Raw genomic sequence first — 23644 nt, 5'->3', positions numbered from 1 at the left:
TTAAATAAATACAGATTAAAGTCTATTTTGTGAACTTTAATTGTTGAAATGATACAGAATGTGTTTTATGATAGATACAGATGAAAGAGACGAAGGAGCGGTTGCAATGTTAGAAGCAGTGCCAATGAGCCAATCAAGAACGGTGCAAACACATCTTGTGTTACCACCAGATACAAATCATATGAATACAATATTCGGTGGGAAAGTTTTAGCTTATATTGACGAAATCGCAGCAGTTACATCAATGAAGCATGCTAAAATGCAAACTGTTACAGCATCATTTGACTCAGTTGATTTCTTTGCGCCGGTACATTCGGGTGAAATTTTAGAATTAGAAGCAGTTGTCAGTAACACAGGGCGTTCTTCAATGGAAATTTATATTCGGGTACAAGCTCGTGATATTGAAACACGCGATACTAAACTAACAACAGAATCATTTGTCACGATGGTTGCTGTCGATACAAATGGAAAACCACAAGAAGTTGCCCCGGTTTATCCAGAAACAAATGAAGAACGTCGATTGTTTGAATCGGGTCCAGCACGTCGCGCACATCGTAAAGCAAAACGTGAAATGCCACATTCATTCTTTTAAAAAAGAGGCTAGGACAAACTCATTCTAGTCGATAAAAGGATTAACAAAAAGAAGGAACCATAAGCGTGGTTCCTTCTTTTTGTTGCGAACCTATTAGAAATAAGTTCTCGCTCAATCTATTTTTAATGAGAAAATCTAGTTTTTGGTGGCATATGTTCAACACAACCAACTTTTTCAATTGTTGCATGCCCGTTTTCAAGATGAACAATTGTTAAACTTGTGCCATCGATATGGGGCGAATCACAAAGCTGGTCTATCGAGTGTCCGAGGAAATAATTGATAAGTACTTTTTTAACGATACTATGTGTTACAACGAGTATATTGTCATCCTGCTCATACTTACCTTCAATTTTATCGATAATTTTTTTTGCACGTTCGAGTACATCGTAGTAATTTTCACCTTCTAGTGATTCAAAGCATTCGGCGTGATGGATGTAATTATCATAGGCTTCAGGGTACTGTTGTTTAATTTTTTGAACGAGCATTCCTTGCCATTCTGCTACATTAATCTCTTTTAATTCATGCTTAATAAAAAGAGGCGTTTGATGACCCTGTAAAATCAATTTTGCCGTTTCTAAAGCTCGGCCGCTTGGACTTGAGTAAGCAGCGATGAATGGTGTACTGCTAAGGCGTTTACACAGAGCGTTTGCTTGATCCTTCCCGTAATTTGTAAGCGGTGAATCAAACCATCCCTGTATACGTTCTTGGACGTTCCATTCGGTTTGCCCATGGCGCGTAATATAGAGCGTTACCATATCATCCTTCCTTTCAAGTGAAATCCAAACAAGTATAGAAGATTCCTTTTAGAATGTCAAAATAATAAAAAAATCGCCCTTCTAAGAGGACGATTTTTCAGTGGCATTATTCCGTTAATTCTGTTGCTACTTCTAATAAGCGTTCTGCAGAATCTGCCACTTGGAATGTCGCATTTGAAATTTCGTCTAATATTATTGTGATGTTAGATACATCATTTGTTGTCGATGTGTGATTTGTTTTAATACCTGAAACAGCGCGTGCAATCGTTTGGAATGAGTCGGATAATTCTTTTTGCATTTCAACGCCAGATAAAATTTGTGTATCTACTTCTTTAACAGACGCGGACATATTGGCGATATTACATTCGGTTTCATGAATTAATGAAGAAACGTTTTGCACAGCACTTTTTGTTTCCTCAGCTAACTTACGAACTTCATCTGCTACGACTGCAAAGCCTTTTCCATGCTCCCCTGCACGTGCCGCCTCAATTGATGCATTTAGTGCTAAAAGGTTTGTCTGATCAGCTATATCTGTCACGAGACGTACGATTTCTGAGATTTTGTGTGAAGAAATACGCAGATGCCCCATCGTCGAATCTAATTGTTTAACAGATGTCGACATACGTGCCATTAAATCATTTTGTTGTACGAGTAAACGTGTGCCATTCTCAGATTTTTGCTCGGTTTCATTCACGAAGTTTAGCCCTTTTTTTGTAGCATCTGAAATATCTTCAGATTGTGTTACAAGAGATTGAATCGATGCAGTTGTTTCCTCACTAATGGCACTTAATTCTTCTGCAGTACTTTGTACAGAAACCATAATTTCTGCTTTTTCATCAATGTGGCGCTGCTGTATATCTGCTTGCCCCTCATCATATGCTTCAATGACGATTTGCTGTTCGAGATTGATGACTTTTGCAAATGCATTCACTGCGCGTTTAAAGTCATCTAATGGTAATCCAAGTTCTGCACAGTACGTCATAAACGTACTATTTAATGCTTGGAATGAATTTAAATACCATTTTGATGGTAAACCAATTACAACATGAACATGTGCAATTCGTTTACGATCTAATACATAGTTATGATTGAACTGCCCATTGAAAATTGCCGTTATATGACGTGTCAATGTCACTTTCAAACGCTCAATTGAAGAGTTGTGATTAATAATTGATGTAAGCTCACTTGCTTTGCTAATTGTGGTGTAGAATTCATTAACCATTAATGGTACAAGTTCATTTGTATATTGCTTGAAATGAGAAATAATTGCTAAGTCTTCTTTTGTTAAACTTAATAATTCTACTTGCTTTGATAAACCAGGGAATGTTGATAAATCAAGCTCCACTTCATTTAGCGCTGCGTCTAAATCAAAATATGATGAGGGCTGTTTCGGCTTTGAAAAATTCCAAATACTCAAGAGATTGTCTCCTATCTTTATGTAAAAATAATGTTGATAATTTTGTATTAACTTTTAAAAAAAGTATATTTTCATTAGTTATATCGGTTGGAGTATTTGTTTTAATGTATTAATTACAAAAAAACTTTAAAATTCACAAAAAATATGTGTATAAATAAAAAAAGAACTGTCCATTAGACAGTTCTCAGCTATTTATAATTTGAAAAAATCGAGCCAACCTTTATGTTTGAACCAAGAAATCATTGAAACGGCGATGATAAACATGACACCGAGTACAATGAAATAACCCCAGTGCCAATGTAGCTCAGGCATGTTATCGAAATTCATGCCATATACTCCTGCAACGAAAGTCAATGGAATGAAGATGGTCGATACAATTGTTAAAGTCATCATAATACTATTCATACGTACAGCATTCATTGACATATGACTATCACGCATGTCAGCTGTCAATTCTCGGTTAGATTCAATCATTTCTGTCAGTTTTACGAGATGGTCATGAATATCGCCAAAGTATGCACGCTCGGCTCCAATTAAACCGAGGCGGCCAGAGTTCATGATGCGATACAATAGGTCGCGCATTGGGAGTACGATACGACGAATGTGTAATAAGTCACTACGTAAATCAAATACATCGGACATCGCCTTTGCATTGCGCTGGTAATTTAATTGATCTTCAATTTCATTTAAGCGGTCTTCAATGTTATAAACCATAGGGAAGTAGCTATCAACGAGTTTATCGACTACTTGATACATGGCGTAATAAGAACCGCGCTCCCAATCACCAGGTTGGTTTAGTACACGTTTACGCGCTGTTTCAATCTCAGGAACAGGCGTCTTGTGATATGTCACGATAAAGTTGCTAGCGATAAAAATATTTACTTCTTCTGCTTCTAATTCAATAGAATTCATTTTATGTACGACAAGGAAGTGGCAGTCGTCATAATAGTCGATTTTCGGACGTTGTAAACGCATTAATGAGTCCTCGATTGCTAATGGGTGAAAGTGAAATACCGTATCTAAGTACGTATTTTCCGTAGGTGTTGGTTGATCAAAATCTACCCAATACCAGTCGAAGTCGAATGTATGCAACTCATCCAATGGAAAATCGGCCACTACGTTATTGTCTTTTGTAAAACCTAAAGTTCGAATCATCGTAACGCCTCTTTTTCTCCGTAGTTATTAATATTGTCCCATATCCATACCCTAATGTCGACAAACGTAAAAGAAAATTAATCAAAACAAAAAGCCATGAAAATACATGGCTTTAACGGTCACTTGATAACCAAACAGCAATTTTTTCACCGCTATTTCCGTTCGATATCGAGTGTATATTTTTATGGTCAACAGAGTCGCTTGAATCATACGAGCTCTTTAAAAGGCAGTAGGGCATAACGAGTAAAACAGCGAGGCATAAAATAGTAATTCCTGCTGTAAGCAATGCTTTCTTCAAAAGAAACATCCCTTTCATCATGTGATATTAGAAAGGACGTCGACTGCTAAAAAATGTTTCCAAACGGTTTATAGCTAGAATGAAACTATTTTATAGCTTATCCCGTAGAATAACTACCACATAATAGAAAGGACTATTCAAATGAACGATAAAAACGTTGAATCTACTAAATGGTTAAAAGTGATTGTGCATGCAAGTCCATTTTTCGCACCATACCTTATCCCAGTTTTATTTTATTTATTTGTTGATGATGCTTCAGTTAAAAAAATATCGATTCAAGCCTTGCTATTCCAAATCTTGATGGGCGTGTTAATTTTCATTTCAGCGATATTCAGTGCACTTTTAATCGGTCTGCCATTCTTAGTTGTCTTCGTAGCAATGACCGTAATCGTGCCAATTGTAGGTATCGTAAAAGCAATACAGGACGACAACTGGGAATACCCAATTATTAAAAAATTCTTTTAATCGTAAAACCATGCTGCGGCATGGTTTTTTTATATCGAAATGAGAGAATAGGTTTTACACATTTTATGAGCCAAATATTTGTAATCGAATTTTGAATTGAATATAATATAGTCAAAGATAGTCAAAGTCAGTAAGGCAAGCGAGGTGAGGACAGCAAATGAGAAATATTTCCGACATTATTGAAGGATATTTGAAGGAAGTTATTGAATTAGAAGGAAATGGCTTAATTGAAATTAAACGTAGTGAGATCGCTGATAAATTTCAATGTGTACCATCGCAAATTAACTATGTTATTAATACCAGATTTACTGAGGAACGTGGGTATCAGGTACAAAGTAAACGTGGAGGCGGAGGGTATATTCGTATCGTTCGCGTTCAAATAACTTCGAGTGCTGATTTGATTGATGAAACCATTCAACAACTAGGGATTTCTGCACCACAACAAGTTGCAGAAGATATCATTTTCCGTCTTATTAATGAAGAAGTTATTTCAAAAAGAGAAGCGAAAATGATGTTGGCGGCTGTCGATCGACAAATATTAGCGCTCAACTTGCCATTACGTGATGAAGTACGCGCACGAATCTTACGCGCGATGCTAACGACATTAAAATACGATATTCCTAAGAGATAAGAGGTGTGTGAAGTGATCTGCGAAAATTGTAAGCAAAGACCTGCAACAATAACCTTAACGCAAGTGAAAAATGGTCAGCAAATCACAAAACATTATTGCGAGATTTGTAGCCAACAATTACATCAGCATGATCATTCTCAGAATGAACATGTACCATTGCAACAGCTTTTTGCAGACTGGTTTGGTATTCCTACATGGTCAGCAAATGCACCGAAAAGCCAGCAACAGGAGGAGCATTTAATTTGTCCGAATTGTGGTATGACATACAAGCAATTTCTACATGATGGTAAATTCAATTGTCCAACATGTTACGATGCATTTCGCGATGAACTTCCACAAGTGATGAAGCGTCTTCATAATGGGGCAACACGACACGTTGGAAAAATGCCTGGTGCAGTCAATGCAACCTATAAATTAAAGCAAGAAATTGAAGGGTTGCGTAATGACATGAAGAAGGCTGTAGAAGAGGAGCGTTTTGAAGACGCTGCTACACTACGCGACCAGGCAAGAAAGCTTGAAAAAGAATTGCATGGCGGTGATTTGAATGGATAAAAAAGATACTTTTTTTAATGCGACTGATGTGAGATGGATGGCGGGCGATGTAGAACATGGCGATATTGTTATGAGTACCCGAATTCGTCTAGCTCGTAATTTGAAAGATTACCGCTTTCCCCGAGCTTTTTCAGAAGATGAAGCATTTAAATTGGATCAAACCATTTCAAATGTGTTGCTTGATGCAGAAACACTTGATCAGCACTTCACGCATATTGATATCGCAACGACGCCGATTCTTCAAAAGAAGGTGCTCGTCGAAAAACATTTAATTAGCCCACAGTTAGCGCATAAAGACCGTTCTGCATCTGTTGTTATTTCAGATGATGAATCAGTGAGTGTTATGATTAATGAAGAAGATCATTTGCGTATTCAATGTATTGAGCCGGGACTAGATTTAGAAAAAGCCTATTTCAATGCCGATACACTTGATCGTTATTTAGAAGAGTATGTCCCGTATGCATTTGATGAAGAGTTTGGTTACTTAACAAGCTGTCCAACAAATACAGGAACGGGTATGCGTGCTTCGGTTATGATGCATTTACCAGCGTTAACAATGACTGATCAAATGGAACAAATTATTAGTATGATGCCTCGGCTTGGTATGGTCGTTCGTGGGATTTATGGCGAAGGAACAGAAGCTGTAGGTAATTATTATCAAATCTCAAATCAAGTAACACTAGGTAAATCAGAAGAAGAGATTTTGACAGACTTACAATCATTAGCAGAACAAATCGTACAACGAGAAACAGAGTCTAGAAAAGCCCTATTAGATCATGCGGAGACCATTATGAATGACCGAGTAAATCGTTCATTAGGAACATTACATTATGCCCGTATTTTAACGTCTGATGAAGCGGCAAATTGTTTATCTAACGTGCGATTGGGTATAGATTTAGGACTAATTGAAAACATTCCTACAAAGGTTTTAAATAAATGTATGTTGGTTATTCAACCAGGTTTTTTACAACAATACGTTGGCACTACATTAAAGCCAAATGAAAGAGATGTTTATCGTGCCACATTATTACGAGAGATATTAAATAATGTGAGACAGCGTGAAAAAGGAGACGATTCATATGATGTTTAACCACTTTACTCAGCGAGCTCAAAAGGTTCTACAATTAGCACAAGAGGAAGCAATTCGCATGAAACATGATGCGATCGGCACAGAACATATTCTACTTGGCCTTATTCGTGAAGGCGGCGGCATTGCAGCAAAAGCATTAGAAGCAATTGAAGTGACGCCTGAAGTAATTGAAGAAGGTATTGAAAAACTTGTAGGTGTCGGTACTAAAGATGTGGGTCCAGTCGTTCACTATACGCCACGTGCGAAAAAAGTGATCGAATTATCCGTCGATGAATCGCGTAAATTAGGTCACACATATATCGGTACAGAGCATATTTTATTAGCACTAATTCGTGAAGGTGAAGGTGTTGCAGCACGCGTATTAAACAATGCGGGTGTTAGCTTAAATAAAGCCCGTCAACAAGTGCTACAACTACTTGGTAATCATGATACAAATGCAGGTAGTAATGCTTCAGCTGCACCGACAGCAAATACACCTACATTAGATAGCTTAGCGCGTGATTTAACTCAAATCGCACGTGAAGGTAGCTTAGATCCAGTGATTGGACGTAGTAAAGAAATTACGCGTGTCATTGAAGTGTTATCACGTCGTACAAAAAATAACCCTGTCTTGATTGGTGAACCAGGTGTTGGTAAAACAGCGATTGCTGAAGGACTAGCACAACAAATTATTCACAATGAAGTACCAGAAATTTTACGCGACAAACGTGTTATGACTCTAGATATGGGTACAGTTGTAGCGGGTACAAAATACCGTGGTGAGTTTGAGGACCGTTTGAAAAAAGTAATGGATGAAATTCGCCAAGCTGGCAATGTCATCTTATTTATTGATGAGTTACACACATTAATTGGCGCTGGTGGTGCAGAGGGTGCAATTGATGCATCGAATATTTTAAAACCATCATTAGCTCGTGGAGAACTACAATGTATCGGTGCCACAACACTTGATGAATACCGTAAATATATTGAAAAAGATGCAGCACTTGAACGTCGTTTCCAACCGATTCAAGTTGATGAGCCTACTCCCGAAGAAGCTGTATTAATTATCCGTGGTCTGCGCGATCGTTATGAAGCGCATCACCGTGTGAAAATTACCGATGAAGCAGTAGAAGCAGCAGTTCAATTAAGTAATCGCTACATTTCAGACCGCTTCCTTCCAGATAAAGCAATTGACTTAATGGATGAAGCCGGTTCAAAAGTACGCTTACGTTCGTATACAACACCGCCTAATTTAAAAGAACTTGAACAAAAATTAGAGAGTGTAAAAGCTGAGAAAAATGCAGCAGTTCAAAGCCAAGAGTTTGAAAAAGCGGCGAACCTACGTGACTCTGAGCAAAAATTAAAAGATGAGTTAGAAGCAACGAAAAAAGAATGGAAAGAAAAACAAGGTCGTTCTGAATCAGAAGTAACAGTGAATGACATCGCCGAAGTTGTTGCAATGTGGACAGGTATTCCAGTAGCGAAAATCGCTCAAGAAGAATCTGAGAAATTGTTGAACTTAGAAGAAGAATTACACAAACGTGTAGTAGGGCAAAGTGAAGCGGTAAAAGCAATTTCTCGTGCTATCCGTCGTGCCCGTGCTGGATTAAAAGATCCAAAACGTCCAATCGGTTCATTTATCTTCCTTGGTCCAACAGGTGTTGGTAAAACAGAGCTTGGTCGTGCACTAGCAGAAGTTATGTTTGGTGATGAAGATTCGATGATTCGTATCGATATGTCTGAGTACATGGAGAAACATTCGACTTCACGTCTTGTTGGTTCACCTCCAGGTTATGTAGGTTACGATGAAGGTGGTCAATTGACTGAAAAAGTTCGTCGTAAACCTTACTCAGTTGTGTTACTAGATGAAATTGAAAAAGCGCATCCAGATGTGTTCAACATCTTGTTACAAGTTTTAGATGATGGTCGCTTAACAGATTCAAAAGGTCGCGTTGTTGATTTCCGTAACACAGTTGTCATCATGACATCAAATATTGGTGCAGAAGCATTGAAATATCGTAAGTCAGTTGGCTTTGGTGCCCAAGAAACAGCGAAAACAGAAGAAACTGCAAAAGGCGTTATGTTAGAAGAGCTGAAAAAAGCATTCCGCCCAGAATTTCTAAATCGTATTGATGAAACAATTGTCTTCCATGCACTTAAGAAAGAAGAGCTTGCAGAAATTGTTGGGAAAATGGCTGAACAGCTTACAAAACGTCTTGCGGAGCAACATATTGAGCTTGAATTAACACCGGCTGCACTAGATAAAATTGCAGAGGAAGGCTATGACCCAGAATACGGGGCACGACCTATCCGAAGAGCACTACAAAAACATGTTGAAGACCGCTTGTCAGAAGAGATTTTGAAAGGTGAAGTATTAACAGGTCAAGTTGTTGTGTTCGATGTTGATGCAGACGGAAAATTTATCGTTTCAACAAAAGAACCAGCCCCAGTAACTACTGAGAAATAATAAATTTAAAAATGGGAACGTCTGTACTATTAAGGCGTTCCTTTTTTGTTTTATAATAAACGTATAATCGTTTTACGGGAGGGTATTATGGCAAAGAAGAAATCAAAATTTGTTTGTAATGAATGTGGCTATGAAACAGCTAAGTGGATGGGGCGTTGTCCAGGCTGTGGTCAGTGGAATACGATGGTAGAGGAAGTAGAAGTTGTTGCGAAAGGCCCGCGTGGAGCATTTAAGCATTCTGAAATTGTGTCAGCTAAAGCAACACCCATTATTTCAGTAGAAACACAGGAAGAGCAGCGTGTTCCAACAGAATTAACTGAGTTTAACCGTGTGTTAGGTGGCGGTATTGTACCAGGCTCTCTTATTTTAATTGGTGGGGACCCGGGCATCGGGAAATCTACATTACTGCTACAAGTATCGGCATTATTATCGAATAAAAATCATCGGGTGCTTTATGTGTCAGGTGAAGAATCGATTCGCCAAACAAAATTACGTGCAGAGCGTTTAGGTGTTCAGTCACCAGAACTTTATATTTATGCTGAAACAAATCTTGAAATGATTAGTGAGACAATCGAGCAGACACAACCGAAGTTTGTCATTATTGACTCTATTCAAACGGTACATCACCCAGAAGTGACGTCAGCACCAGGTAGTGTATCACAGGTTCGAGAATGTACAGGGGAATTAATGCGTATTGCAAAAACAAAAAATATTGCCATCTTCTTAGTGGGACATGTAACGAAAGAGGGACAAATCGCGGGTCCACGTATTTTAGAGCATATGGTTGATACCGTACTGTACTTTGAAGGAGAGCGTCATCATAACCATCGTATTTTACGTAGCCAAAAAAACCGCTTCGGCTCAACGAATGAGATCGCGATTTTTGAAATGGTTCATGGAGGGCTAAAAGAAGTCTTAAATCCATCTGAAATGTTCCTTGAAGAACGTTCGCAAGGAGCACCGGGGTCAACAATTGTTGCATCGATGGAAGGAACTCGCCCAATTCTTGTAGAAATTCAAGCGCTTGTATCACCATCAAGTTTTAATTATCCAAAACGTATGGCGACAGGGTTAGATCAAAACCGTGTGTCATTATTAATGGCTGTTCTAGAAAAAAGGATGGGGTTTATGTTACAGGCACAAGATGCATTTATTAAAGTGGCTGGTGGTGTGAAGTTAGATGAGCCAGCTATTGATTTAGCTGTACTTGTTAGTATTGTTTCAAGTTTTAAAGATTTATCAGCTAATCCAACCGATTGTTTTGCAGGTGAAGTAGGGTTAACAGGTGAGGTACGTCGTGTTACACGTATCGAACAGCGTGTGAATGAAGCTGCTAAACTAGGGTTTAAACGTATCTTTATCCCAACTTCAAATATCGGAGGCTGGGATTTTCCAGCAGGAATCGAAGTCATTGGTGTTGAGCGTGTTGACCAAGCTTTAAAACAAGCATTCCGTGAACTGTAGTGCTAATTATTTCATTCTCGTTACAACAGGGCTGAATGAAGCGTAATTTAGGAATAATCTGTATAATAGTCAATTAAAGGGGAGGTGCATGTATGTTAAAACGAATTATTCAAGTCGTATTCCTGTTGATTGGAGGAACACTAGGGTTAGTCCTGTTACCGCCTTTATACAAGCTCATTCATTTATCCAATAATCCATGGATTAATAACCCGTATGTTTCTGTTTTAATAGGTGCGATTATTTTGTTTATTGTATCGTTCTTTATTGCAGACTATTTTGTAAAGTTTATTCGTTGGCTTGAGGAGAAATTATTAAAGGAGCCTAGTGGTGATTTACTATTTGGTACACTAGGTTTAATTATTGGGTTAATCGTTGCGTATCTTGTTGGTTTTGCGCTAGACAGCATTCGTATTCCAATAGTAACAACAGTATTACCGATTCTTTTATCAATTGTGCTCGGCTATTTAGGGTTTCAGGTTGGTTTTAAACGCCGTGAAGAATTAATGAGTGTATTTACATCACGTTCATCGAAGAAAAAAAGCGAGGATAGCAAAGAGGAATCTCTAGTATCGCCAGCCTCTTACAAATTATTAGATACAAGTGTCATTATTGATGGTCGTATCGCTGATATTTGTCGTACAGGCTTTGTTGAGGGGACACTTGTTATTCCACAGTTTGTCCTAACCGAGCTACAGCATATAGCAGATTCTTCGGATACTTTAAAGCGAACAAAGGGACGTCGAGGTCTTGATATTTTAAAATCACTTCAAGACGATCCGTTAACGACAGTTTTGTTAACAGAAGTGGATTTTGACGATGTACCAGAAGTGGATTTAAAATTAGTACGCCTTGCGAAGAAAATGGGTGGCGCGCAAATTGTGACAAATGATTTTAATTTGAATAAAGTATGTGAACTCCACAATGTTCAAGTATTAAATATTAACGAGTTAGCAAATGCTGTGAAACCAGTTGTTATTCCTGGCGAAGAAATGCATGTCGTCGTCATCAAAGAAGGGAAAGAACATCATCAAGGTGTTGCTTACCTAGATGATGGTACGATGATTGTCGTCGAGGATGGGAAATCGTATATCGGGGATGCGATTACTGTTATTGTAACAAGTGTGCTTCAAACATCTGCTGGTCGTATGATTTTTGCAAAACCGAAAAAATAATTGACAATGGTTGAAGCTATGCGCTTCAGCCATTTTTTTAATACAATAAAGCTAATGGAACGGTGAGGGAGTGTAATAAATGGTATATGATGTTATTTTACCGGCAGCTGGTAGTGGTAAACGAATGGGTGCTGGAAAAAACAAATTATTTCTGGAGTTGAAAGAAAAACCTATTTTAATTCATACATTAGAGGTATTTGAGAAAGATGAATGGTGTCGCGGTATCTATTTAGCAGTGAAAGATAGCGAGCGCGAGTTTATTCAAAATTTACTTAAGCACTACCACATTACAAAAGTAAAAGCGATGCCAACCGGAGGAGCTGAGCGCCAATATAGTGTGCAGTCATGTATGAAAGCTATCGGAAATGGTGACATCGTACTTGTTCATGATGCGGCACGTCCATTTATTTTAGAACCAACTATTCATAAATTGGTAGAAGCGGCACAACAAAAAGGTGCAGCAATCGCAGGTGTACGTGCAAAGGATACAATGAAACGTGTTGAAGAGGGGATTATTCAAGAAACAGTCGACCGTTCGACATTGTGGATGATTCAAACACCACAAGCATTTCGTTTTGAATTATTACAATACGCAGAAAATCATGCTGAGCAAGATGGATTTTTAGGAACAGATGAATCAATGCTTGTTGAGCGTGAGGGCGAATTTGTATATATGGTTGAGAGTAGCTATGAAAATGTTAAAATAACAACAAAAGAAGATTTGGTTTTTGGTGAAGCAATCTTAAACCAACGTATTGGAGGATAATTATATGTTTCGTGTAGGACAAGGTTTTGATGTACATGAGTTTGCAGAAGGACGCCCATTAATCATTGGCGGTATTGAGGTGCCAAGTGACAAAGGTTTACTAGGTCATTCAGATGCAGATGTATTATTACACACAGTAACAGATGCAGCATTAGGTGCGATTGGTGAGGGGGATATTGGTCATCATTTCCCTGATACAGATCCAGAATGGGAAGGTGCAGATTCTGCAAAACTCCTGTCATTCATTTGGGATAAGGTTGAAGCAAAAGGATATACGCTAGGAAATGTTGATTGCACGATTATGGCACAAGCACCAAAAATGGCCCCATATATTGAGCAAATGCGCAATCGTATCGCAGAACTTTTACATGCAGAGCCTTCACAAGTAAATGTAAAAGCGACAACTACAGAGAAATTAGGCTTTGTAGGACGTAAAGAAGGAATCGCTGCAATGGCAACAATTCTTCTAATTAAAAAGTAAGGCCGCTTTAAATTTCATATCACGAGTGGTAAAATTAAAAAAGTTGAATTTTTTCTCGACAAAATAGGAGGATTTTAATCATGACTAAAAAAGTTCGTGTACGTTATGCCCCAAGTCCAACTGGACATTTACACATTGGTGGCGCTCGTACAGCACTATTCAATTACTTATACGCAAAACATTACGACGGAGATTTTATCTTCCGTATTGAAGATACAGATATCGCTCGTAACATTGAAGGTGGCGAAGAATCACAACTTCATAACTTAGCTTGGATGGGGATTGAGCCTGTTGAATCACCTGCAATCGGTGGTCCATACGCTCCTTACCGTCAAATGGAACGTTTAGACACATACAAAGATGCTGCTCAAAAATTAATCGATATGGGCATGGCTTACAAATGTTTCTGTACTTCAGAAGAATTAGAAGCAGAACGCGAAGCGCAACGTGAAGCAGGCGTAGCGGCGCCAATGTACAAAGGTACTTGCCGTCATTTAACTGCTGAACAAGTTGCAGAAAAAGAAGCAGCAGGCGCACCTTACACAATCCGCTTCAAAGTTCCTGAAAACGAAACATATGTAGTAGATGATTTAATTCGTGGTGAAGTTACGTTCGAATCTAAAGATATTGGTGACTGGGTAATCGTTAAAGCAAACGGCATCCCAACTTACAACTTCGCGGTAGTATTAGATGACCACCTAATGGAAATGTCACACGTATTCCGTGGTGAAGAACATTTATCTAACACTCCAAAACAATTAATGGTATATAAAGCATTTGGCTGGGAAGCTCCTCGCTTCGGTCATATGACTCTAATCATTAACGAAAATCACAAAAAATTATCAAAACGTGATGAATCAATTATCCAATTTATCTCTCAATATAAAGACCTTGGTTACTTACCAGCTGCAATGATTAACTTCCTTGCGTTACTTGGATGGTCTCCAGAAGGCGAAGAAGAAATTTTCTCTATGGACGAATTAATCGAGCAATTTGATGAAAAACGTTTAACAAAATCTCCTTCTATGTATGACATGACAAAATTAAAATGGATGAATAACCAATACATGAAAAAATTAACTCATGAAGAAGTTGTGGCACTTTGCCTTCCATTCTTACAAAAAGCAGGTCGTGTTGCTGAAAATCCAACAGCTGAAGAAGCTGAATGGGCAGATAAATTAATCGGTCTTTACCATGAACAAATGAGCTTCGGTGCTGAAATCGTTGAGCTTTCTGAAATGTTCTTCCAAGATCACGTTGAATTAAACGACGAAGAAAAAGAAGTATTAGCTGGCGAACAAGTTCCTGAAGTGCTTGCAACATTTAAAAAGAATCTTCTTGAATTAGAAGAATTTGAAGCTCCAGCAATTAAAAAAGCGATCAAAGCTGTTCAAAAAGAAACAGGTCATAAAGGTAAAAACCTATTCATGCCAATCCGCGTAGCAACTACTGGCGAAATGCACGGTCCAGAACTTGCAGATGCAATTGAAATCTTAGGTAAAGATACAGTTGTAAAACGTTTAGACGCACAACTAGGCTAATCGTTTTAAATAAAAAGAAGGGATGTCGTATTAGACGACTCCCTCTTTTTTTGTTTTAGTTTTCAAAATTGAGGTTTCATTGTACAATAAATCTATCCAGTTCAAAACGTTGAAGAGGAAAAGTATGCGTTGTATGCTCTAAAGAGAGAGTCACCACTGGCTGAGAGTGACTTGAGTTGAGACATCGCAGAAATGCACCTCTGAGTGTTATGTTGAAATGTTAGTAGGCATGACCGGTTCGTCACCGTTAATAGACTACGAGTGGGAAAGTTTTTTCCAATCAGAGTGGAACCGCGCATACAGCGTCTCTGTCTATTTAGTAGATAGGGACGCTTTTTTTCGTGATTATGTTTTAATCGTAAGGGAATGAGAACAATACGATTATCGCTGGATCAACGTATAGAAACGATGTTTATTTAAAGGAGAGATGATCGCTCATGGCTATTCAAATTTTTAACTCATTAACTCGTGAAAAAGAAAACTTTGTGCCGATTGAAGAAGGAAAGGTACGCATGTATGTCTGCGGACCAACTGTTTATAACTACATTCACATTGGGAATGCACGTCCGGTAATCGTTTACGATACAGTACGTCGCTATTTAACTTACCGTGGATTTAAGGTTGATTATGTATCTAACTTCACAGATGTAGATGATAAAATTATTAAAGCAGCAAATGAACTAGGTGAGGAAGTACCGGAACTAACAGAACGTTTTATTAATGCGTACTTTGAAGACATTACAGCGTTAGGTTGCCAAAAAGCTGATTCGCATCCTCGTGTTACAGAACATATGGATGCTATTATTAACTTTATTGCTGTACTAGTAGAAAAAGGCTTTGCTTATGAATCACAAGGTGATGTCTATTACCGTACACGTAAATTTAAAGGCTACGGTAAATTATCTCATCAATCAGTAGATGATTTAAAAATTGGTGCTCGTATTGAAACAGGTGAGAAAAAAGAAGATGCACTTGATTTCGCATTATGGAAAGCTGCAAAACCAGGCGAGATTTTCTGGGAAAGCCCATGGGGAGAAGGTCGCCCGGGGTGGCATATTGAATGTTCTGTTATGGTTCATGAACATTTTGGTGATACAATCGATATTCATGCGGGTGGACAAGATTTAACTTTCCCACATCATGAAAATGAAATTGCGCAATCAGAAGCATATACAGAGAAACAATTTGCAAACTATTGGATGCATAATGGTTATATTAATATCGATAATGAAAAAATGTCAAAATCACTTGGTAACTTCATTCTTGTACATGATATTATTCAACAAATCGATCCACAAGTGTTACGTTTCTTCATGCTTTCTGTTCATTATCGTCACCCAATCAACTTTGCACAAGATTTAGTAGAAGCTGCACAAAATGGACTGGATCGTCTACGGACATCTCGTAAAAATTTAGTGCACCGTTTAGAAAGCACAGCAAATTTAGCAGAGAAAAATGAAGCGATATTTGAAACAATTGAGGCGGAACGTCAAAACTTTACATCAGCAATGGATGATGATTTTAATACAGCCAATGCTATCGCAACATTATTTGCATTATCAACAGCCGCAAATAAATATTTAAACGAAGATAATACAAACGAAGAAACGCTTAAAGCTTTAATCGATGTATTAGATGAGTTAGCAGGCGTATTGGGTATTATTTTAAATGTTAAAGAAGAATTATTAGACGAAGAAATTGATGCATTGATTGCGGAACGTCAACAAGCACGTAAAGATCGCAATTTCGCACGTTCTGATGAAATTCGTGACCAATTAAAAGATATGAATATTATCTTAGAAGATACACGCCAAGGCGTAAGATGGAAACGAGGTTAAGAGAAGTGGGAGAACTTCGAGATGCAGATGTTAAACAAATAAATGCACTAGCTTTAGCTTATATGGGAGATGCGGTTTTAGAAATCGCTATTCGTGAGCACTTATTACGCTCAGGTCGTGTGAAGCCAAAAGTGTTGCACCGTGAAGCAACGCATTATGTTTCTGCAAAAGCACAAGCAATGGTCGTTCTTAAAATGAAGGCTGAAAACTATTTTACGGAAGAGGAGCTTGCGGTGCTACGCCGTGGCCGCAATGCAAAATCTGGTTCCGTGCCAAAAAATACAGATGTACAAACTTACAACTATAGCTCCGCTTTTGAAGCAGTTATTGGTTATTTATATTTACTAGGTCAACAAGAACGCGTAGACAGTATTATTCAGTATGCAATCGACACAGTCGAAGAAAAAAATGAGGTGTCAAAATAATGAAATATGAACGAGATTATAAAAATGGCCGCAAACAGGACCGCGACGGACGTAGATATGACCGTGACCGCAGTCCTGCGCGTGAACAAAAAACAGAAAATGTACTAGAAGTAGAACAAGAAGTAGATCATTCAAAAGAAATGATTGCGGGTAAAAACCCCGTCTTGGAAGCACTTCGTTCAACACGCGATATCAATAAAATTTGGATTGCTGAAGGCGTTAAAAAGAACGGTATTAAAGAACTTTTAGATATGGCGAGTGAACGTCGTATTGTTGTTCAATTCGTACCGAAGCAAAAAATTGATAACTTATCTTCCGAAAATCATCAAGGTGTTGTTGCGTCAGTTGCAGCATATAACTATGCAGAATTAGATGATATATTCAAAATTGCTGAAGAGCGTGGCGAAGACCCGTTCATCATGATTTTAGATGAATTAGAAGACCCACATAACTTAGGTTCAATTATGCGTACAGCTGATGCAGTTGGAGCACACGGTATTATTATTCCGAGACGTCGTTCTGTATCATTAACTGCTGTTGTTGCAAAATCTTCAACAGGTGCAATTGAATACATTCCAACGGTACGTGTTAATAACTTATCGCAAACAGTTGATGAGTTAAAAGAACGAGGCGTTTGGATTGCGGGTACAGATGCGAAAGGTTCACAAGATTACCGTCGCATGGATGCTACATTACCATTAGCTGTTATTATTGGCAGTGAAGGTAAAGGTATGAGCCGCATTCTAAAAGAAAAATGTGATTTCCTTTATAATTTACCGATGGTTGGCCATGTTACATCTTTAAATGCATCTGTAGCGGCATCGCTTTTGATGTATGAAGTGTACCGTAAACGTCACGAACTATAAGTGAGGGATGCTTATGAAGGACATTTTGATCGTAGATGGCTATAACATGATCGGTGACTGGGGCGAATTGAAACAGTTAAAAGATAAGCATCAACTAATTGACGCACGCGATCGATTAATTGAGCTATTAGCTGAATATCAAGCGTATTCACAATATAAGATTATTGTTGTGTTTGATGCGTATCAAGTCCCAGGCGTTGCTACAAAAGAAAAACAACATGATGTAGAAATCATTTATACGCGTGTAAAAGAAACAGCAGATGAGTGTATTGAAGCGTTGACGATGGATAAAATCCAAAAATATGGTCGCTTAACACGCATTACTGTTGCAACTTCAGATATGGCAGAGCAAAGTGTTATTTTTGGGAATGGGGCACTACGCATGCCGGCTTCTGAATTGTTTACAGCAGTTCGGGAATCACAGCGGCAAATTACGCAAACAGTTAATAAAGACTATGCGCGTCAACGAAAGTTTTCAAATCGAGTTCAATTAGATGCTGAAACACAAAGTAAGCTAGAAAATATGCGTCGTGGCTTGAAATAGACGGACATTAATAGTTGGGGTGATTTTGTGATAACAAGTAAATTGCAGCACCAGTATAGTAGTATGACCGATGAAGAACTCGTTAGATTCACTAGGCAAGGCGATAGTGAAGCACTTGATTTTTTGATTACAAAATATAAGCCGCTCGTAAGAATTAAAGTGAAATCTTATTTTTTAATTGGCGCAGATAAAGAAGATATCATTCAAGAAGGAATGATTGGTTTATTTAAAGCTGTGCGTGACTTTAGTGATGTGCACCAAGCATCATTTAAAGCATTTGCAGAACTATGTATTACACGTCAAATTATTACAGCAATTAAAACAGCTACTCGACAAAAACATATTCCGTTAAATTCGTATGTATCACTTGATAAACCTGTAGGGGATGAAGATCAAGCAAGTACATTAATGGATTTATTACAAACAGATGCCAGTGAAGACCCAGCAAATTTTGTTGTACATCGAGAACAATTTTTAGATATGGAATCGCGTATCAACGAGTTATTAAGTCCTTTTGAACAAAAAGTCCTAGCGCTTTATATTGATGGATGTAGTTACCAAGAAATTTCTGAACAATTAAAGCGCCATGTGAAGTCAATTGACAACGCCTTACAACGAATTAAACGTAAACTTGAGCAACAATTGACTGCAAACTGACACAATGTGCTTTATTGACAGCTTATGGTATTAGATGATAGTCTGTATAAGGACAAATGCCTGAAAGGTGATTTTTATTATGGCAAACAAAGTTGTGCTATGCTGCGAAAAATGCGGCGCTCGTAATTATAATTTACCTGCCCCAAAGGATAGCTCAAAAAGAATGGAATTAAAGAAATATTGTTCGAACTGTAATGAACATACATTACACAAACAAACAAGATAAATTTCGTTAATCATAAAAGATTTTTATTTTTATTCGGAGGTTAGGTTGGATGGGAAAGCTTAAAAAATTTTTCAGCAATGTTTTTTCTGAAATGCGTAAAACTAGCTGGCCTAAACGTAAAGAGCTTAGCAAATACACACTAGTTGTACTTTCTACATTACTCTTTATGGCAGTGTTCTTTATGCTAGTCGATTTAGGAATATCAAAATTATTCCGCATGTACTTGGATTTATAAGCGAAAAAATGTTAATATTTTTGAAGGAGCCCGTAAAAGCGGGTTTTTTCATTTGCCTTTAAAAAAAGGAGGGAAAGGACAATTTAGTCCTGTTAATTATGGAAAAAAATTGGTATGTCGTTCATACTTACTCTGGTTATGAGAACAAAGTAAAGTTAAACCTAGAAAAACGTATTGAAACGATGGGTATGCAAGATAAAATTTTCCGTGTCATCGTTCCTGAAGAAGAAGAAACAGAAGTAAAAGATGGCCGTAAAAAAACATATATGCGTAAAACATTCCCTGGTTATGTATTAGTTGAACTAATCATGACAGATGATGCTTGGTACGTTGTACGTAATACACCAGGTGTTACAGGTTTCATTGGCTCTTCAGGTGGTGGGGTTAAACCAACTCCATTATTACCTGAAGAAGTAGAACATATTTTAACTAAAATGGCTGAAAGCGAGAAAAGTGTTGATCTTGATTTCGCTGTAGGTGATCTTGTTGAAGTATTAGAAGGACCATTCGCTCATTTCCAAGGGAAGGTAGAAGAAATCCTTGCTACTGAAGAAAAAATTAAAGTTACAGTAGATATGTTCGGACGCGAAACAACAATGGAATTAGCTTTCGATCAAGTACTAAAAGTTTAATTTGGTTTAATTATGCTTGCCTTGCATAATTAAAAGTGTTATTATTTTTTAGGTCAGACTATGACTAAGTTATAGTCGACTAACAGTAATTTTTAATGTTATCGGAAATAAGCCGACAGACAGATATTTGAGTGGGAGGGGCAACCCAATTACCACATCACGGACTTAAGGAGGTGTGTCTCGTGGCTAAAAAAGTTGTTAAAGTTGTAAAACTTCAAATTCAAGCTGGTAAAGCAAACCCAGCGCCACCAGTAGGTCCTGCATTAGGTCAAGCAGGTGTTAACATCATGGGATTCTGTAAAGAATTCAATGCTCGTACACAAGACCAAGCAGGTTTAATCATTCCAGTTGAGATTTCTGTATTTGAAGATCGTTCATTCACTTTCATTACAAAAACTCCACCAGCTGCAGTATTACTTAAAGTAGCAGCAGGTATTAAATCTGGTTCTGGTGAACCAAACAAGAAAAAAGTAGCTACAGTGAAACGTGACCAAGTTCGCGAAATCGCTGAAACTAAAATGCCAGACTTAAACGCAGGTTCTGTAGAAGCTGCTATGTTAATGGTAGAAGGTACTGCACGTAGCATGGGTATTGTCGTAGAAGACTAATACTCATTACTTGATAAAAGTATTGTTTTTGGAGGTTGCGAATGTTTCTTATAGCGATATTTGAAACACCCGCAACCTTTATTCGTGGGAGGGAAATCCCGCTATAACCACAATCAAGGAGGAAATTCAAAATGGCTAAACAAGGTAAAAAATTACAAGATGCCGCTAAATTAGTAGACAAAACTAAAGTTTATTCTGTAGCTGAAGCTGCTGAATTAGCTAAAAATACAAGCAAAGTAAACTTCGACGCAACTGTAGAAGTAGCTTTCAACCTAAACATCGATACTCGTAAAAACGACCAACAAATCCGTGGCGCAATCGTGCTTCCAAACGGTACTGGTAAAACTCAAAAAGTTTTAGTATTCGCTAAAGGTGAAAAACTTAAAGAAGCTCAAGCTGCTGGTGCAGACTACGCAGGTGATGCTGAATACATCCAAAAAATTAAAGATGGCTGGTTCGATTTCGACGTTATCGTTGCTACACCAGATATGATGGGTCAAGTTGGTCAACTTGGTCGTGTATTAGGTCCTAAAGGTTTAATGCCAAACCCTAAAACTGGTACAGTTACTTTCGATGTAACTAAAGCAGTTAACGAAATCAAAGCTGGTAAAGTTGAGTACCGTGCTGATAAAGCTGGTATCGTACACGCACCAGTAGGTAAAGCATCATTTGAAGCTGACAAATTAGCTGAAAACATCCAAACATTAGTTGATGTTATCGTTAAAGCTAAACCAGCTACTGCAAAAGGTGTTTACTTAAAATCAGTACACGTTACAACTACTATGGGACCATCAATTAAACTTGATACTCTAGCACTTGTAAAATAATTTAATGATTGACAAACTAAAACTCATCTGATAAGATGAGTTTTGTTGTGAATTATCCATTTGTACCAAAGACAGTAGGGGCGGCTTAGTACCGCTTAATTATCCTGCCGAGGGCAAAGGAATCATTCTCTATTTAGATGATGAATTTCTGCCTCTTGTCTGTCATTGATAAGGGGCTTTTCTTTTGTCGGTATAAATGACTCATTCTTATAGGAGGTGTCAATAATGGGCAAAGCAGTAGAAGCAAAACAAACTGTTGTTCAAGAAATCGCTGACAAGTTCAAAGCTGCAGCGTCAGTAGTAGTAGTAGACTACCGCGGCTTAACAGTTCAACAAGTAACTGAATTACGTAAACAATTACGTGAAGCTGGCGTTGAATTCAAAGTGTACAAAAATACTTTAGTTCGTCGTGCTGCTGAAGAAGTTGGTCACACTGAGATTAATGATGTACTTACTGGTCCAAACGCAATCGCATTCTCTAACGAAGATGTAGTTGCTCCAGCTCGTATTATCAATAACTTCGCTAAAGAAAACGAAGCTTTAGAAATTAAAGCAGGTTTAATCGAAGGCAACTTCGCAACTTTAGAAGAAGTAAAAGCACTAGCAGAACTTCCATCACGCGAAGGTTTACTATCAATGCTTTTATCAGTTCTACAAGCACCAATGCGCAACTTCGCGCTTGCAACAAAAGCTGTTGCAGAACAAAAAGAAGAACAAGGCGCTTAATCGCATCTTAATCTTCACCGCATCTTAAGATGCACAAAAATAAAAAATTAGATTCCATAATAGGAGGAACTCATAATGAACCAAGAACAAATCTTAGCTGCAATCAAAGAGATGACAGTTTTAGAATTAAATGATTTAGTAAAAGCAATCGAAGAAGAATTCGGCGTAACTGCTGCTGCTCCTGTAGCTGCAGCTGGTGCTGTTGCAGGCGCTGCTGAAGAAAAAACAGAATTTGACGTAGTATTAACATCTGCTGGCGATTCTAAAATCAAAGTAATCAAAGTGGTACGTGAAATCACTGGCTTAGGTCTTAAAGAAGCTAAAGAAGTAGTAGATAACGCTCCTAAAGCTCTTAAAGAAGGCGTAGCTGCAGCTGAAGCTGAAGAAATCAAAGCTAAACTTGAAGAAGTTGGCGCATCTGTAGAAGTTAAATAATTTCTGCTAACCTATTGGAAAAGCTCGTCAATTTTGACGAGCTTTTTCTTCATTTTACGTGATGGAGGGCATGCTAATGTCAGATCATTATTATTCAAAAAACCCTGAGGTTGAGAGTAAGCCACGTAGATGGGATTTTAGACTTCGAGGATTTTCCTTTACGTTTGAAACCGACGCAGGCGTTTTTAGTAAAAGCGAAGTAGATTTTGGCTCCCGTGTCTTAATCGATTGTTTTGAACTGCCGTCAGTTGAAGGAAATATTTTGGATGTGGGCTGTGGATATGGTCCAATTGGCTTATCAATCGCAAAAAGTTACCCCGAGCGTATTGTTCACATGATGGATGTAAATGATCGTGCATTAAACTTGGCTATTAAAAATGCTGAGCTTAACGGGGTTCAAAATGTACGAATTTATGAGAGTGATGCACTTTCATCTGTTGATACAGATCAAGTCGCTGCTGTTCTGACAAATCCTCCTATTCGTGCTGGTAAGCAAACAATCTTCCGCATTTATGATCAGGCTTATGAAGTCTTATCAGAAGACGGAGAGCTGTGGATTGTTATTCAAAAGAAACAGGGAGCACCATCTACAGTAGATCATTTACAAACACAGTTTAAGGACGTCACAGTCGTGCATAAAGAGAAAGGTTATTGGATTATTAGAGCTATAAAATAATTCATGCTATTTTCTGAAAAATAATTGTCAATATTTATAGATTGACTTGACAAAAACGCTGTGATATTATAAGAAAATGCAAAAATATTAATTTGAAGCCGTCTGCCTATTTGATGAAAATGTC

At 37.9% G+C, this 23644-nt stretch carries 27 protein-coding genes and 2 other annotated features; of the genes, 24 read left to right on the top strand and 3 right to left on the bottom strand.

The genetic code is table 11. The features are described 5' to 3' along the window. Positions 1-106: 106 nt before the first annotated feature. A complete protein-coding gene (locus tag QI30_RS18225; protein WP_126992001.1) occupies positions 107-592 on the top strand; it encodes an acyl-CoA thioesterase in 486 nt (161 codons plus the stop codon). 122 nt (positions 593-714) lie between these two features. Here QI30_RS18225 and QI30_RS18220 read toward each other — a convergent pair whose 3' ends face one another. From QI30_RS18220 to corA, 3 genes are all read right to left on the bottom strand, one after another. After that, positions 715-1347, bottom strand: coding sequence for a histidine phosphatase family protein (locus QI30_RS18220; RefSeq protein ID WP_126992000.1), 633 nt, complete (start codon positions 1345-1347; stop codon positions 715-717). 106 nt (positions 1348-1453) lie between these two features. After that, the gene (locus QI30_RS18215; RefSeq protein WP_126991999.1) at positions 1454-2764 is read right to left on the bottom strand and encodes a globin-coupled sensor protein; all 1311 of its coding nucleotides are present in this window, start codon (positions 2762-2764) and stop codon (positions 1454-1456) included. Positions 2765-2956: 192 nt separating this feature from the next. Further along, positions 2957-3919, bottom strand: a complete 963-nt coding sequence (gene corA, locus QI30_RS18210; protein ID WP_126991998.1) for a magnesium/cobalt transporter CorA — start codon at positions 3917-3919, stop codon at positions 2957-2959. Between the two features lie 439 nt (positions 3920-4358). On the opposite strand from corA, the gene QI30_RS18205 reads away from it, so the two are divergent. The 23 genes from QI30_RS18205 to QI30_RS18095 all read left to right on the top strand — a co-directional run bounded on the left by QI30_RS18205 (position 4359) and on the right by QI30_RS18095 (position 23520). Next, positions 4359-4682, top strand: coding sequence for a DUF4870 domain-containing protein (locus QI30_RS18205; RefSeq protein ID WP_126991997.1), 324 nt, complete (start codon positions 4359-4361; stop codon positions 4680-4682). A gap of 157 nt (positions 4683-4839) precedes the next feature. Next, entirely contained in the window at positions 4840-5313 is a 474-nt protein-coding gene (locus QI30_RS18200) for a CtsR family transcriptional regulator (RefSeq protein ID WP_126991996.1), read from the top strand. 12 nt (positions 5314-5325) lie between these two features. Continuing rightward, positions 5326-5865, top strand: a complete 540-nt coding sequence (locus tag QI30_RS18195) for a UvrB/UvrC motif-containing protein (RefSeq protein WP_126991995.1) — start codon at positions 5326-5328, stop codon at positions 5863-5865. Next, positions 5858-6955 (top strand): protein arginine kinase, encoded by a 1098-nt coding sequence (locus tag QI30_RS18190; protein WP_126991994.1) that lies wholly within the window; start codon positions 5858-5860, stop codon positions 6953-6955. Before QI30_RS18195 ends, QI30_RS18190 begins: the two co-directional genes overlap by 8 nt. Further along, positions 6945-9401, top strand: a complete 2457-nt coding sequence (locus QI30_RS18185) for an ATP-dependent Clp protease ATP-binding subunit (RefSeq protein WP_126991993.1) — start codon at positions 6945-6947, stop codon at positions 9399-9401. Before QI30_RS18190 ends, QI30_RS18185 begins: the two co-directional genes overlap by 11 nt. Before the next feature lie 87 nt (positions 9402-9488). Further along, on the top strand, positions 9489-10865 hold the full coding sequence (radA, locus tag QI30_RS18180) for a DNA repair protein RadA (protein ID WP_126991992.1): 1377 nt from the start codon (positions 9489-9491) through the stop codon (positions 10863-10865). Between the two features lie 92 nt (positions 10866-10957). Beyond that, a complete protein-coding gene (locus tag QI30_RS18175) occupies positions 10958-12037 on the top strand; it encodes a PIN/TRAM domain-containing protein (protein ID WP_126991991.1) in 1080 nt (359 codons plus the stop codon). A gap of 79 nt (positions 12038-12116) precedes the next feature. Beyond that, positions 12117-12803: a 2-C-methyl-D-erythritol 4-phosphate cytidylyltransferase gene (gene ispD, locus QI30_RS18170; RefSeq protein WP_126991990.1), complete on the top strand. Its 687-nt coding sequence runs from the start codon at positions 12117-12119 to the stop codon at positions 12801-12803. Positions 12804-12807: 4 nt separating this feature from the next. Beyond that, positions 12808-13284 (top strand): 2-C-methyl-D-erythritol 2,4-cyclodiphosphate synthase, encoded by a 477-nt coding sequence (gene ispF, locus QI30_RS18165; protein WP_126991989.1) that lies wholly within the window; start codon positions 12808-12810, stop codon positions 13282-13284. An 80-nt stretch (positions 13285-13364) separates the two neighbouring features. Further along, positions 13365-14825, top strand: coding sequence for a glutamate--tRNA ligase (gene gltX, locus QI30_RS18160; RefSeq protein ID WP_126991988.1), 1461 nt, complete (start codon positions 13365-13367; stop codon positions 14823-14825). 100 nt (positions 14826-14925) lie between these two features. Beyond that, positions 14926-15138, top strand: a binding site (T-box leader). Between the two features lie 124 nt (positions 15139-15262). Further along, positions 15263-16663, top strand: a complete 1401-nt coding sequence (cysS, locus tag QI30_RS18155; RefSeq protein WP_126991987.1) for a cysteine--tRNA ligase — start codon at positions 15263-15265, stop codon at positions 16661-16663. 5 nt (positions 16664-16668) lie between these two features. Next, on the top strand, positions 16669-17088 hold the full coding sequence (locus QI30_RS18150; protein WP_126991986.1) for a Mini-ribonuclease 3: 420 nt from the start codon (positions 16669-16671) through the stop codon (positions 17086-17088). A 140-nt stretch (positions 17089-17228) separates the two neighbouring features. Beyond that, a complete protein-coding gene (gene rlmB / locus QI30_RS18145) occupies positions 17229-17954 on the top strand; it encodes a 23S rRNA (guanosine(2251)-2'-O)-methyltransferase RlmB (RefSeq protein WP_233600633.1) in 726 nt (241 codons plus the stop codon). 13 nt (positions 17955-17967) lie between these two features. Continuing rightward, positions 17968-18498: an NYN domain-containing protein gene (locus QI30_RS18140; protein ID WP_126991984.1), complete on the top strand. Its 531-nt coding sequence runs from the start codon at positions 17968-17970 to the stop codon at positions 18496-18498. Between the two features lie 63 nt (positions 18499-18561). Next, on the top strand, positions 18562-19155 hold the full coding sequence (sigH, locus tag QI30_RS18135; protein WP_233600632.1) for an RNA polymerase sporulation sigma factor SigH: 594 nt from the start codon (positions 18562-18564) through the stop codon (positions 19153-19155). A gap of 79 nt (positions 19156-19234) precedes the next feature. After that, positions 19235-19381, top strand: a complete 147-nt coding sequence (rpmG, locus tag QI30_RS18130) for a 50S ribosomal protein L33 (RefSeq protein ID WP_010290442.1) — start codon at positions 19235-19237, stop codon at positions 19379-19381. 49 nt (positions 19382-19430) lie between these two features. Continuing rightward, positions 19431-19616, top strand: a complete 186-nt coding sequence (gene secE / locus QI30_RS18125) for a preprotein translocase subunit SecE (RefSeq protein WP_126991983.1) — start codon at positions 19431-19433, stop codon at positions 19614-19616. 98 nt (positions 19617-19714) lie between these two features. Further along, complete coding sequence (gene nusG, locus QI30_RS18120; RefSeq protein ID WP_126991982.1) at positions 19715-20248, top strand: transcription termination/antitermination protein NusG; 534 nt, start codon at positions 19715-19717, stop codon at positions 20246-20248. Between the two features lie 182 nt (positions 20249-20430). Further along, positions 20431-20856 (top strand): 50S ribosomal protein L11, encoded by a 426-nt coding sequence (gene rplK / locus QI30_RS18115; RefSeq protein WP_139995853.1) that lies wholly within the window; start codon positions 20431-20433, stop codon positions 20854-20856. A gap of 131 nt (positions 20857-20987) precedes the next feature. Continuing rightward, positions 20988-21683 (top strand): 50S ribosomal protein L1, encoded by a 696-nt coding sequence (gene rplA, locus QI30_RS18110; protein WP_126991980.1) that lies wholly within the window; start codon positions 20988-20990, stop codon positions 21681-21683. A 47-nt stretch (positions 21684-21730) separates the two neighbouring features. After that, positions 21731-21875, top strand: a sequence feature (ribosomal protein L10 leader region). 33 nt (positions 21876-21908) lie between these two features. Beyond that, positions 21909-22409, top strand: a complete 501-nt coding sequence (gene rplJ / locus QI30_RS18105; protein WP_126991979.1) for a 50S ribosomal protein L10 — start codon at positions 21909-21911, stop codon at positions 22407-22409. 75 nt (positions 22410-22484) lie between these two features. After that, positions 22485-22844: a 50S ribosomal protein L7/L12 gene (gene rplL, locus QI30_RS18100; RefSeq protein ID WP_126991978.1), complete on the top strand. Its 360-nt coding sequence runs from the start codon at positions 22485-22487 to the stop codon at positions 22842-22844. 76 nt (positions 22845-22920) lie between these two features. After that, entirely contained in the window at positions 22921-23520 is a 600-nt protein-coding gene (locus QI30_RS18095) for a class I SAM-dependent methyltransferase (protein WP_126991977.1), read from the top strand. Positions 23521-23644: the final 124 nt, after the last annotated feature.

Origin of the sequence: Candidatus Kurthia intestinigallinarum (assembly GCF_003991225.1) — a bacterium.
In the GTDB taxonomy this organism is placed as follows: Bacteria; Bacillota; Bacilli; order Bacillales_A; family Planococcaceae; genus Kurthia; species Kurthia populi.
The sequence above is the reverse complement of the archived record's forward strand: the minus strand, read 5'-3'. Positions and strand labels throughout refer to the sequence as shown.

Coding starts and splice junctions, on each gene's coding strand:
- QI30_RS18185 (WP_126991993.1), top strand. CDS start 6,945: ATGATGTTTAACCACTTTACTCAGCGAGCTCAAAAGGTTCTACAATTA.
- QI30_RS18220 (WP_126992000.1), bottom strand. CDS start 1,347: ATGGTAACGCTCTATATTACGCGCCATGGGCAAACCGAATGGAACGTC.
- corA (WP_126991998.1), bottom strand. CDS start 3,919: ATGATTCGAACTTTAGGTTTTACAAAAGACAATAACGTAGTGGCCGAT.
- sigH (WP_233600632.1), top strand. CDS start 18,562: ATGACCGATGAAGAACTCGTTAGATTCACTAGGCAAGGCGATAGTGAA.
- QI30_RS18190 (WP_126991994.1), top strand. CDS start 5,858: ATGGATAAAAAAGATACTTTTTTTAATGCGACTGATGTGAGATGGATG.
- QI30_RS18095 (WP_126991977.1), top strand. CDS start 22,921: ATGTCAGATCATTATTATTCAAAAAACCCTGAGGTTGAGAGTAAGCCA.
- gltX (WP_126991988.1), top strand. CDS start 13,365: ATGACTAAAAAAGTTCGTGTACGTTATGCCCCAAGTCCAACTGGACAT.
- rplA (WP_126991980.1), top strand. CDS start 20,988: ATGGCTAAACAAGGTAAAAAATTACAAGATGCCGCTAAATTAGTAGAC.
- rplL (WP_126991978.1), top strand. CDS start 22,485: ATGAACCAAGAACAAATCTTAGCTGCAATCAAAGAGATGACAGTTTTA.
- radA (WP_126991992.1), top strand. CDS start 9,489: ATGGCAAAGAAGAAATCAAAATTTGTTTGTAATGAATGTGGCTATGAA.
- rlmB (WP_233600633.1), top strand. CDS start 17,229: ATGATTGCGGGTAAAAACCCCGTCTTGGAAGCACTTCGTTCAACACGC.
- cysS (WP_126991987.1), top strand. CDS start 15,263: ATGGCTATTCAAATTTTTAACTCATTAACTCGTGAAAAAGAAAACTTT.
- rplJ (WP_126991979.1), top strand. CDS start 21,909: ATGGGCAAAGCAGTAGAAGCAAAACAAACTGTTGTTCAAGAAATCGCT.
- QI30_RS18140 (WP_126991984.1), top strand. CDS start 17,968: ATGAAGGACATTTTGATCGTAGATGGCTATAACATGATCGGTGACTGG.
- nusG (WP_126991982.1), top strand. CDS start 19,715: ATGGAAAAAAATTGGTATGTCGTTCATACTTACTCTGGTTATGAGAAC.
- QI30_RS18205 (WP_126991997.1), top strand. CDS start 4,359: ATGAACGATAAAAACGTTGAATCTACTAAATGGTTAAAAGTGATTGTG.
- QI30_RS18175 (WP_126991991.1), top strand. CDS start 10,958: ATGTTAAAACGAATTATTCAAGTCGTATTCCTGTTGATTGGAGGAACA.
- secE (WP_126991983.1), top strand. CDS start 19,431: ATGGGAAAGCTTAAAAAATTTTTCAGCAATGTTTTTTCTGAAATGCGT.
- ispF (WP_126991989.1), top strand. CDS start 12,808: ATGTTTCGTGTAGGACAAGGTTTTGATGTACATGAGTTTGCAGAAGGA.
- QI30_RS18225 (WP_126992001.1), top strand. CDS start 107: ATGTTAGAAGCAGTGCCAATGAGCCAATCAAGAACGGTGCAAACACAT.
- QI30_RS18200 (WP_126991996.1), top strand. CDS start 4,840: ATGAGAAATATTTCCGACATTATTGAAGGATATTTGAAGGAAGTTATT.
- ispD (WP_126991990.1), top strand. CDS start 12,117: ATGGTATATGATGTTATTTTACCGGCAGCTGGTAGTGGTAAACGAATG.
- rpmG (WP_010290442.1), top strand. CDS start 19,235: ATGGCAAACAAAGTTGTGCTATGCTGCGAAAAATGCGGCGCTCGTAAT.